12 protein-coding genes are annotated in these 10,340 nt (G+C 70.5%); all 12 read left to right on the plus strand.

Features of this window, described 5'->3' with window-relative positions; genetic code table 11:
* Positions 1-27 precede the first annotated feature (27 nt).
* The gene (locus ACIRR8_RS31880) at positions 28-402 is read left to right on the plus strand and encodes a dehydrogenase (protein ID WP_404071376.1); all 375 of its coding nucleotides are present in this window, start codon (positions 28-30) and stop codon (positions 400-402) included.
* Between the two features lie 50 nt (positions 403-452).
* Entirely contained in the window at positions 453-1,037 is a 585-nt protein-coding gene (locus ACIRR8_RS31885; protein WP_404071377.1) for a nuclear transport factor 2 family protein, read from the plus strand.
* Positions 1,038-1,094: 57 nt separating this feature from the next.
* Positions 1,095-1,568, plus strand: a complete 474-nt coding sequence (locus ACIRR8_RS31890; protein ID WP_404071378.1) for an ester cyclase — start codon at positions 1,095-1,097, stop codon at positions 1,566-1,568.
* Positions 1,569-1,670: 102 nt separating this feature from the next.
* Positions 1,671-2,072, plus strand: a complete 402-nt coding sequence (locus tag ACIRR8_RS31895; protein WP_404071380.1) for a nitroreductase family deazaflavin-dependent oxidoreductase — start codon at positions 1,671-1,673, stop codon at positions 2,070-2,072.
* A 10-nt stretch (positions 2,073-2,082) separates the two neighbouring features.
* On the plus strand, positions 2,083-2,703 hold the full coding sequence (locus ACIRR8_RS31900) for an NADPH-dependent FMN reductase (RefSeq protein WP_404071381.1): 621 nt from the start codon (positions 2,083-2,085) through the stop codon (positions 2,701-2,703).
* Between the two features lie 33 nt (positions 2,704-2,736).
* Complete coding sequence (locus tag ACIRR8_RS31905; protein ID WP_404071383.1) at positions 2,737-4,038, plus strand: cation:proton antiporter; 1,302 nt, start codon at positions 2,737-2,739, stop codon at positions 4,036-4,038.
* Between the two features lie 95 nt (positions 4,039-4,133).
* Positions 4,134-4,793 (plus strand): hemerythrin domain-containing protein, encoded by a 660-nt coding sequence (locus tag ACIRR8_RS31910; protein WP_404071385.1) that lies wholly within the window; start codon positions 4,134-4,136, stop codon positions 4,791-4,793.
* 101 nt (positions 4,794-4,894) lie between these two features.
* Positions 4,895-6,370, plus strand: coding sequence for an MFS transporter (locus tag ACIRR8_RS31915; RefSeq protein ID WP_404071387.1), 1,476 nt, complete (start codon positions 4,895-4,897; stop codon positions 6,368-6,370).
* A gap of 225 nt (positions 6,371-6,595) precedes the next feature.
* Entirely contained in the window at positions 6,596-7,636 is a 1,041-nt protein-coding gene (locus ACIRR8_RS31920) for a MarR family transcriptional regulator (RefSeq protein ID WP_404071389.1), read from the plus strand.
* A 225-nt stretch (positions 7,637-7,861) separates the two neighbouring features.
* Positions 7,862-9,574: an NAD(P)/FAD-dependent oxidoreductase gene (locus ACIRR8_RS31925; RefSeq protein ID WP_404071390.1), complete on the plus strand. Its 1,713-nt coding sequence runs from the start codon at positions 7,862-7,864 to the stop codon at positions 9,572-9,574.
* 63 nt (positions 9,575-9,637) lie between these two features.
* A complete protein-coding gene (locus tag ACIRR8_RS31930; protein WP_404071401.1) occupies positions 9,638-10,243 on the plus strand; it encodes a flavin reductase family protein in 606 nt (201 codons plus the stop codon).
* 1 nt (position 10,244) lies between these two features.
* Positions 10,245-10,340 (plus strand): biotin carboxylase N-terminal domain-containing protein (locus tag ACIRR8_RS31935; protein WP_279617129.1); only part of this gene is annotated, 96 nt, incomplete at its 3' end.

A 10,340-nucleotide genomic window follows, 5' to 3' on the forward strand; every position in this document is an offset into this window, starting at 1 on the left:
GCAGCCGAGAGAGAGGAAGTGTGGTCGATGTCTGATTCTCCCCGTACGCCCGCCGGACAGTGGGCGGGTACGGTCACGCACGACGGTGAGGTGGACGAGTACACCGTCACCTTCCAGGACGACGGCTCGCTCGTCGTCGTCACGCAGAAGAGCACCGGCGCGGGTTCGTGGTCGCCGACCGGTGACGAGACGTTCGCGTTCTTCCTGCGGGAGGACTTCAACACCGACGTCACCCAGATCAGCCCCACCGGATTCCGGGCCGCCTACATCAAGATCGACATCGCGGCCCGGCTGGAGGGCGACGGCAAGTTCACCGGCCAGGGCAAGGCGGTCGTCCACGGCCCGGACGACACGGTGATCTACTCCACGGACGCCGAGACCGACGCGCACCGGGTGCCGTGACCGGGGCCGTGGGGCCTGTGGCCGGGGCCGGGTCCGGGTCCGGAGGGTCTGTGGCCGGGCCTGCCGGGTCCGCCGGTGCCGTGAACGGGGCCGGGCTCGGTGAACTCGCCGCCGAGGTCGCCCGGTTGTCCGACATCGTGGCCCTGAACCACCTGATCGACCGCTATCTGGCCGGGCTGGACGAAGGTCTCGGCTCCTTCACGGAGCCCGGCTCCGGCTCCGGCTTCGACGCGGCCTGGGCCGCCTCCCTGTTCACCGAGGACGTGGAGCTCCTCTTCCCGGTCGGCTCCCACCAGGGCCTGGCCGGGGCGGACGGCTTCCTGCGCGAGATCATGGAGCGCTGGGGCCGTACGCACCACCACGGCTCCCTCGCCACCGTCGAACCGGACGGCGACCGGGCCGCGGTCAGCTGGAGCCTGATCGCCTCGCACGTCCACGTCGGTTCGCCGGTGCCGCCGCAGCCCTCCGCGTACTTCCAGATCGGCGGGCGCTTCAGCGGCGTCGCGCGGCGTACGGCCGCGGGCTGGCGCTTCGCGCGGCTGCGGCTCCGGATCGTGTGGAGCACCGGCTCGCCGCCCGGCGGGATCACCGAGGTCGACGCCCGGACCCTCGCGGCCACGGACTCCCGTACCTGAGACCTCGCCGCCTCTCAACACCCTTGCCTCACCCATGAGTTCCGAGGAGGAACCGCCATGCCCACCACGCTCACGCCCGAACAGCAGCGCGAAGTCGTCGAGAAGGTCTTCCACGAGGGCCTGGACCTCGGTGACCTCACGGCCGCCGACCGCTATCTGACCCCGGACTTCCGCAACCACGGCAGCCACGACGACTCCATGCGGGGTCCGGAGGCCTTCAAGCACACGATCCGCATCCAGCAGTCCGCGTTCAGCGAGATCAAGTACGAGATCCTCGACTTCATCTCGCAGGGCGACCGGGCCGCGATCCGCTGGACGATGCACGGCAAGCACACGGGCCCCTTCATCGGCATCCAGCCGACCGGCCTCCAGGTCCAGCACCAGGCCATGATCTGGTTCCGCTTCGAAGGCGACAGGATCGCCGAGCGCTGGGGGATCGTGGACAACTTCACGCTGGAGCGCTTCCTGAGGTCCGGCGGAAAGCCGACGGGTCCCCTGACGCCCAAGGGCGCTGCTCCGCAACAGGCCTGACGGGCCGTCGGCGAAGCGAGGGGCGACTCCTACCGGGGCCGCCCCTCGCCGCTTCCGTCCGGCCCGAACCCGACACCGTACGGCAGAGAAGAGGAGGCAGTCGTGCCCATCAACCGACGCGTGGCCCGCTTCAACAAGGCGGTCGCCAACCACTTCGTGGGACCCGTCCTGAGCCGGATGCCCGGCTTCGGCAAGGTGCACCACCAGGGCCGCAGGTCCGGCCGCGCTTTCACCACTCCGGTCAAGCTGTTCCGCCGCGGCGAGGACATCATCATCACCCTGCCGTACGGGCCGGGTTCCGACTGGGTCAAGAACGTCCTGGCGGCCGGCGGCTGCGAGATCACCACGCGCGGCCGGCGGATCCGGGTCACCGACCCGGTGGTCTTCACGGACGACGGTTCGACCAGGATGCCCGCGCTGACCCGGCGGATCCTCTCCCGGGTCGACGCGACCCAGTTCCTCTCGCTCACCCCGGTCGCCGCGCGCTCCGCGGCGTCGGGCTGAGGAGCGCGGCGTGGAGTCCCCGCAGGTCTCGGTGCCGGTTCCGGGTCCGCCTCCGGCCGCCGGTGCGCCCGTGAAGGTCGTCGTCGTGGTCGCCTCCGTACGCGAGGGCAGGCTGGCGCCGGACGTGGCCGGCTGGTTCACCGCGCTGGCCGGACGCCGGGACGACCTCGGCCTGGACGTCGTCGACGTGGCCGACCACGCGCTGCCCGGCAGCCTCGACGCGCAGGACCCGGTGGCGGCGGCCCTGCGGCCCCGGCTGGCCGCCGCCGAGGCGTTCGTGCTGATCGTCCCGGAGTACAACCGCAGCGTTCCCGGCCCGCTCAAGACCCTCATCGACAGCTTCCAGGCCGAGTGGGAGGCCAAGCCCGTCGGCTTCGTGAGCTACGGGCTCTCCCTGGCGGGCGGGGTGCGGGCGGTGGAGCATCTGCGGCAGGTCTTCGCCGAGTTCCACGCGGTCTCCATGAAGGACGCGGTGCTCTTCCCGAGGATCCTCGACCACTACGACGCCCAGGGCCGCTTCCCGGCCGAGCCCGAGGGCGCGGAGGCGGCGGCCAAGCTCCTGCTCGACCAGCTGCTCTGGTGGGCGCGGGCGCTGCGGGACGCCAAGTCCGTCCGGCCGTACGGCTCCTGATCCCCTCTCATCCAGTTTGGAGACAAGATTGTCATGGCCGCTGCAATAGATCCCCTGCCCGATCTCCTGATCGCCATCCCGGTGGTGATCCTGCTCTGCAAGGTGGGCGCGCGCGTCGTCCGTGGCGCCGGACAGCCGCCGGTGGTCGGCGAGATACTCGTCGGCCTCCTGCTCGGCCCCTCGTTCCTGGGCTGGCTCTGGCCCGGCGCGCAGGCCTGGCTCTTCCCGGAGTCCTCGCTGCCGTATCTGGGGCTGCTCGGCAACCTGGGCCTGCTGATCTTCATGTTCCTCGTCGGCCATGAGCTCCAGCTGGGCTCACTGCGCGCCCAGAGCGGCACCGCCGCCATGGTCTCCCTGGTGAGCGTCGCCCTGCCGCTCGGGCTCGGCACGCTGCTGGCCCTCGGGATGTACGGGTCCTTCGCGCCCGAGGGCGTGGACCGGCTGCCGTTCGTCCTGTTCATCGCGGTGGCCATGAGCATCACGGCCTTCCCGGTGATGGCCCGGATCCTGGCGGACCGGGGGATGGACCGGACGCGGGTGGGGGTGCTGGCGCTGGCCTGTGCCGCGTTCGACGATGTGACCGCCTGGTGCCTGCTGGCGGCGGTGGTCGCCGTGTCGGCGGCCGGCTCCCCGATGGAGGCGGTCACCACCGCGCTGTTCGCGGTCGCCTTCGCGCTCTTCATGTTCGGTGTGCTGCGACCGCTGCTGGCACGGCTGTCCGCCCGCCCCGAGCGGAGCGCCACCGACAGCCTGGTCCTGGTCCTCCTCTTCTGCGGCCTGTGCCTGAGCGCCCTGGCCACGGACCTGATCGGGGTGCACGCCCTGTTCGGGGCCTTCGTCTTCGGTGCGGTCACGCCGCGCGGCAGCCGGGTCATCGAGTACCAGGCGGCGCGGCTGAGGGCCTTCGCCGTCCCCGTACTGCTTCCGCTGTTCTTCGTCACCACCGGTCTGCGAGCGGATGTGTCGCTGCTGGCGGCGGATCCGGTGCAGTGGCTCTGGGCCGGAGCGGTCTTGGCCGTGGCGGTGCTGGCGAAGTGGGGTGGCGGGACCGGGGCCGCGCGGCTCTCCGGGCAGTCCTGGCGGGACGCGATGTCGATCGGCGCGCTGATGAACTGCCGCGGGCTGACCGAGCTGATCGTGCTGAACGTCGGCCTCGGCCTCGGCGTGATCGGCCAGGACCTGTTCACGATCCTCGTGCTGATGGCGCTGCTCACCACCGCCGCGACCTCGCCCGCGCTCAACCGGATCCGCAGAGGCGTGCCGGAGGAGGAGCCGGTGGCCGGGGAGCGGTCCGCCGACGAGCCCGCGGAGCCCGCCCGGCAGCCGGTGCGATAGGTGGTTGGAACTCTGATGGTTCTCCAGTTGATAGTTAGGTGGGTTGACGATAGTCTTTTTCCACGCCGGACCCATGCAGGGAGAGGGAAGAGACGATGGGCGACTTCAAGAACCTCGACATGACGATGATGTTCGCCATCCACGACGCGCTCCGCCGCGAACTGGAGCGCATCGCACGCATCACCTCCCGGGTCGACGAGGACCCGCGGCACGTGCTGAGCACCGCGGTCGGCTGGGAGCTGTTCAAGAAGTTCCTCACCGCCCACCACACCTCCGAGGACCTCACCGTCTGGCCGGCGATGTACAAGGCGCTGGACGGCCGTGACGCGCACGCCGAGATCGCGCTCCTCGATGCGATGGAGGCCGAACACGCCGTCATCGACCCGCTGTTGGCGGACATCGACGCGGCCCTGGCTGACCGTGACACCGGCACCGAACGGCTCGGCGGCCTGGTCGACACGCTGTACACCGGCCTCCGGGCCCACCTCGACCACGAGGAGCGGGAGGCGCTCGCGCTCATGGACCTCACCATGAGCCCGGAGGAGTGGCAGGCCTTCAGCGTCGAGCAGAAGAACCGGATCGGCGCCGACGCCAACCGCTACCTCCCCTGGCTCCTGGACGACATCGACGCCGCCCGGGTCGCCACCATCCTCGGCAAGCTCCCGCCGCCGCTGGTCGCCGCGTACGAGACCGAGTGGCGGGCCGCCTACGAGGACCTGGACATCTGGGCCGTCAGGGACGCCGCAGGCCGCTGACCCCGTTCCCGTACCCGCGTTCCTCCGTATCCGGTGTCCGCCGGGCACGCGGGGGGCCGGGCCCGGACCCACCTCCCCTGAACCACCCTCTGGAGACGCTCATGGCCATGCAGGACAGAACCGAAGCCGCTCCACCCGGCGCCGAAGCGCCTCCGGGCTCCGCCGCACCGGCCCCGTCCGGCGACAAGCTCGGCCTCGCGCTGGCGGTCATCGCGGCCGCCCAGCTCATGCTGGTCCTCGACAACACCATCGTGGCCGTCGCCCTGCCGAGCATGCAGAACGCGCTCGGCCTCTCCGACGCCAACCTCGGCTGGGTCATCACCGCCTACGCCCTGGCCTTCGGCGGGCTGCTGCTGGCCGGTGGCCGGGCCGGCGACCTCTTCGGGCGCCGCCGGGTCTTCCGTACCGGACTCGTGATCTTCACCCTCGCCTCGCTGCTCGGCGGCCTCGCGGGCAGCGGCGAGGTGCTGCTCATCGCCCGGGTCCTCCAGGGCGTCGGCGCGGCGATCGCGGCACCCACCGCGCTCTCCCTGCTGGCCTCCACCTTCCCGGCCGGCCCGGCCCGCAACAAGGCGCTCGGTGTGTACGGGGCCATGGGCGGGCTCGGTTCGGTGGTCGGCCTGCTCCTCGGCGGTGCGCTCACCGAGTACCTCAGCTGGCGCTGGGTCATGTACATCAACATCCCGATCGCCATCGCCGTACTGATCGGCACCGGCGTCCTCAAGGAGGGCGAGCGCGACCGCGGCAAGGTCGACGTACCGGGCGCGCTCACCGCCACGTTCGGCTTCGGCTCCCTCGTCTACGGGATCAACCGGGCCGGTGAGAAGGGCCTCGGCGACTCCACCACCCTGATCGCGCTGGCCGTCGCGGTCCTGCTGATCGTCGCCTTCATCGCCATCCAGCGCTCCAGCCGCGCGCCGATGGTGCCGGGCGCCGTCGTGGCCGACACGAGCCGGGCCGGAGCCAACGCGGTGATGTTCCTGGTCGGGGCGGGCATGTTCGCCACCTTCTACTTCCTGACGCTCTACATGCAGATCGTCAAGGGGTACGAGCCGATGATCACCGGCCTCGCCTACCTCCCGTTCGCCATCGGGATCGGCATCGCGGCCGGCGGCGTCGGACCGCAGCTGCTGGCCAAGGTGCCCGAACGCTCCGTCATCGCCGTCGGCCTGGTCATCGGTATCGCCGGCATGGTCTGGTTCAGCTTCCTGGAGCCCGCCCAGAACGCCTTCGCCGTCCTCCTGCCCGCTCAGCTGGTCTGCGGCTTCGGCCTCGGCCTGGTCTTCGTCACCGTCACCATCATCAGCGTCCGCGGAGTCTCGCCGGAGGACACCGGGATCGCGGCGGGCCTGATCAACACCAGCCAGCAGATCGGTGGCGCGGTCGGCCTCGCCATCCTCGCCGCGACCGCCTCGGTCATCACCGAGGGCCGGCTGCCCGGCGACCGGCCGGAGGCGCTGACCACCGGTTACTCGTACGGGCTCCTCATCGGCGGCGGCATCTACCTGCTCGCCCTGGTCGTGACCCTCGCCACCATCAAGGCCACGGCCCCGCAGTCGCAGCCGCAGCCTCACTGAGGACCGGCGGCGGGTTCCCTTCACGGACCCCGCCGCCCCGCCCACGGACCGGCCGCGGTCCGCCCCGAGCGGGCCGACGCCGGTTCTCCCTCGCCCCGCCCGGGCACCTCCCCCCTCCGGGCGGGGTCAGGCGCGTCCGGAAGGAGGGAGGCCGGCGGGGCGGTCCGGGCCCGGTCCGGCCTGAGCCGTCCGCCGTATACTCGGTTACCCGGTTCCGAAGGGGAGATGACGATCGTGCGAGGCGAGCCCGACGCGACGCGAGGACCCCTTCCGGAGACCGAGGGAGGCCCCGTCGCGGAGAGCGGCCGGGACTCCGTGCCGGAGAGCGGGCCGGGCCCCGTCGCGGAGAGCGGGCCGGGGCCCATCTCGGAGACCGAGGCCACCGCCGAGATCCCCGGTGCGCTTCCCGAGGCGCTCACCGGGTTCATCGGCTACCTCCTGCGCCGCGTCTTCGCCCAGTTCACGACCTTCGCGGACGGCCCGGAGGACGGCTCCCGCGACTTCCTCGTCCTCGACGCGCTGACCGGCGGCGACTGGGTCTCCCAGCTCGACCTGGCCGAGCGCCTCGGGATCAACCGGACCATCATGGTCGGCGTCATCGACCGCCTGGAGGGCCGGGGCCAGGTGCTCCGCACCCGCAATCCCGACAACCGCCGCCAGTACATCCTCTCCCTCACCGACGAGGGCCGCTCCGCCGTGGAGGCGGGCCGCCGAGCCGTCGCCGAGCGGGACGCGCGGCTCACCGCCGCCCTCAGCGCCGACCAGGTCACCCGCCTCAACACACTCCTGGCGCGGCTGCTCCCGCAGGGCACCCAGGACCTCGTGCAGGGCACCGAGCACCTCGTCGAACAGGCCCATCACCGGCTGCGCCGCCTCGGCGACGAGAAGCTGGCCGGCACGGGCCTGCGCGTCCGCCATTACGGGCCCCTCTCCATCCTCGCCACCCACGGACCCTGCCCGCAGCAGCGCCTGGCCCAGGAGCTGGCCATCACCGGGCCCGCCACCTCGCAGCTGGTGGACGAACTCGTCGACGGCGGCATGGTCCACCGCGGCCGCGACCCGCACGACCGGCGCCGGCACGCCCTGGAACTCACCGAGCTCGGGCGCATCCAGCTGAAGGCGGTCGCCGAGGCCGTCGACCTGCTGGCCGCCGACATCGCCGAACTGCTCGGCCCCGGCGGCGAGGACGAGCTCCGGTCCCTCCTCGTCCGGCTCCTCGAACCCGCCCATCCCGGCGTCTCCGAAACGGCGAGCAGGCGCGGCTGAGCCCTCCCCGGATCACCTCGGGGGCTCTTAACCTGCCTTTTCCCAGCGGGGGTTGACCGCCCGCGCAATTCCTGTCACGCTTTCTTCAGCGGTTCAGTCGTGCCGTTTTACGGGCTCCTCCCCAAGGCCATTCCCGGCCATCGGAAGGGCCCGTTTTTTGTGCCCTCTTTTCGCACCGCCCCTTTCCGCACCGGATCGCACCCCATCTGACGAAGGAGACGGCCCGTGGTCAACCGGACGAACGAAAGGCCCGAAGGAGCGGACGGCATAGCCGAGGAAGCGACGTACGACGTCGTGATCCTGGGTTCCGGTATCGCCGGATCGGTGACCGGAGCCATTCTCGCGAAGCACGGCGCGCGGGTTCTTCTCGTCGACGCCACCACCCATCCGCGGTTCGCGGTCGGTGAGTCGATGACCCCGCAGCTCGTCGAATGGATCCACATTCTCGCCGAGCGCCACGACCTCCCCGAGCTCAAGAGCCTGGCCAGCGTGAAGCAGAGCACCCTGGACATCGGGCCCACCTTCGGCACCAAGGCGCACTTCGGGTTCATGAAGCACGAGGTCGGCCAGGAGCCCGACCCGCGCGAGGCGACCCAGCTGGCGCTGCCGAAGATCTTCCACCAGAACAGCCACATGTTCCGGCAGGACAGCGACTCGTTCATGTTCCACGTGGCCGTGAAGTACGGCTGTGTGGCCAAGCAGAGCTGGCGGGCGAGCGACGTCGACTTCGACGACGACGGCGTCACGGTCACCGGCCGCAGCGGCGCTCCCGGCGCAGAGCCGGAGTCGTTCCGCGCGAGTTACGTGGTGGACGCCTCCGGGTTCCGCTCGCCGCTGGCCCAGAAGTTCGACCTGCGCGACCAGCCGGCCCGCTTCAAGCACCACTCCCGCTCGATGTTCACGCACTACGTGGGCGTGAAGCGGTTCGACGACGTCAGCGGCCACCCCAAGGAGCTCCGTCCGCCGGCCGACTGGCACACCGGCACGATGCACCACCTCATCGAGCGCGGCTGGTTCTGGATCATCCCGTTCGACAACCACAAGGACTCGCGCAACCCGCTCTGCAGCGTCGGCCTGACCATGGACGAGCGCACCTACCCCAAGCCCGAGGACCTCACACCCGAGCAGGAGTTCGAGCTCTTCCTCGACAAGTACCCGGCTGTGAAGCGGCAGTTCGTCGGGGCGAGCAAGGTCCGTGAGTGGGTCTCGACGGACCGCCTCCAGTACTCCTCCAAGCAGACCATCGGTGACCGCTGGTGCCTGATGTCGCACGCGGCCGGCTTCCTGGACCCGCTGTTCTCCCGCGGCCTGTCCAACACCCTCGAAGTGGTCGACGCGCTGACCTCCCGGCTGCTGGAGGCCTTCAAGGACGGCGACTACTCCGCCGAGCGCTTCGCGTACGTCGAGCAGCTGGAACAGGGCCTGCTCCAGTACAACGACGAGATCGTCAACAGCTCCTTCATCGCCTTCTCCCACTTCCGCCTCTGGAACGCGGTCTTCCGCGTCTGGGGCTCCTTCATCACGCCGGGCACCATGCGGCTGACCCGGGCCCGGCTGAAGCACTTCAAGGACAAGGACCAGCGCCACTTCCGGGAGCTGGAGCAGAACGACCACCCGGGACTGTGGTGGCCCCAGGGCGACAAGTTCAAGATCCTGCTCGAAACGACGTCGGAGGCCTGCGAGAAGTACGAGGCCGGCGCACTGACCGGCGACGAGGCGGCCGACATCATCTTCAAGCTCCTCGACGAATCGCCGATCGTCAATCCCGTCTTCGGATGGAAGGACGAGAACAAGCGGTTCATCTATCCGTCGGTAGCCACCATGGCCCGTTTCCTCTACTGGGCCTCGGTCCAGGCGCCTCCGGAGATGAACAGTGTCGGCCGGGAATTCCTCCTCGGAATCGTCAAGGCCGGGTCAAAGGTTCGGAAACTCCTGTAGGAAACGCGCGCACGCACACTCCGAGAACAGCAGCCGGATCAGGAAAGGGAATCATCCATGTCCATGTCCGCGGCGCGCTCGCTGACCCGCAGCCAGGTGAAACAGCCGATAGCACCGAAGGAATTCCGTCGTGTCTGCGGTCTCTTCACGACCGGCGTGACGGTCATCACCGCAGGAACCGAAGGAGGCGAGGCAGAAGGAACGACGGTGAATTCCTTCACCTCGGTCTCGCTCGATCCGTCGCTCGTCCTCTTCTGCCTGCACAAGGAATCACGGATGCACGCGGTGATCGGCCGGCACGGGACCTTCGCGGTCAACTTCCTGGCGGGCAGCCAGCAGGAGCTGGCCCGCGCCTTCGCGTCCCGCCGCCCGCAAGGCTTCCACGGCGTCCCGCACCACTTCGCGCAGGACGGTCCGCCCGTCCTCTCCGAGGCGCTGGCCCACCTGACCTGCTCCACGGTGGCCGTGCACTCCGGCGGGGACCACGACATCGTGGTCGGTGAGGTGCTGGAGCTGGCCGCGCCGGGAAGCGAGCAGGACCCGCTGATCTTCTTCGACGGGACGCTGGGGCCGCTGGAGTCGACGGGCGGCCGCTTCGGCCAGGTCGTCGCCCCCGGTCCCGGCCCCGCACCGCAGGGCCCGGCGGCGACCCCCGCCCGGGCCGGCTGACATGCGCAAGGTGCTCATCGCCAACCGTGGCGAAATCGCTGTCCGCGTTGCTCGGGCGTGCCGGGATGCGGGGATCGCGAGCGTGGCGGTCTACGCC

Origin of the sequence: Streptomyces sp. NPDC101178 (assembly GCF_044767965.1) — a bacterium.
GTDB lineage: Bacteria > Actinomycetota > Actinomycetes > Streptomycetales > Streptomycetaceae > Streptomyces.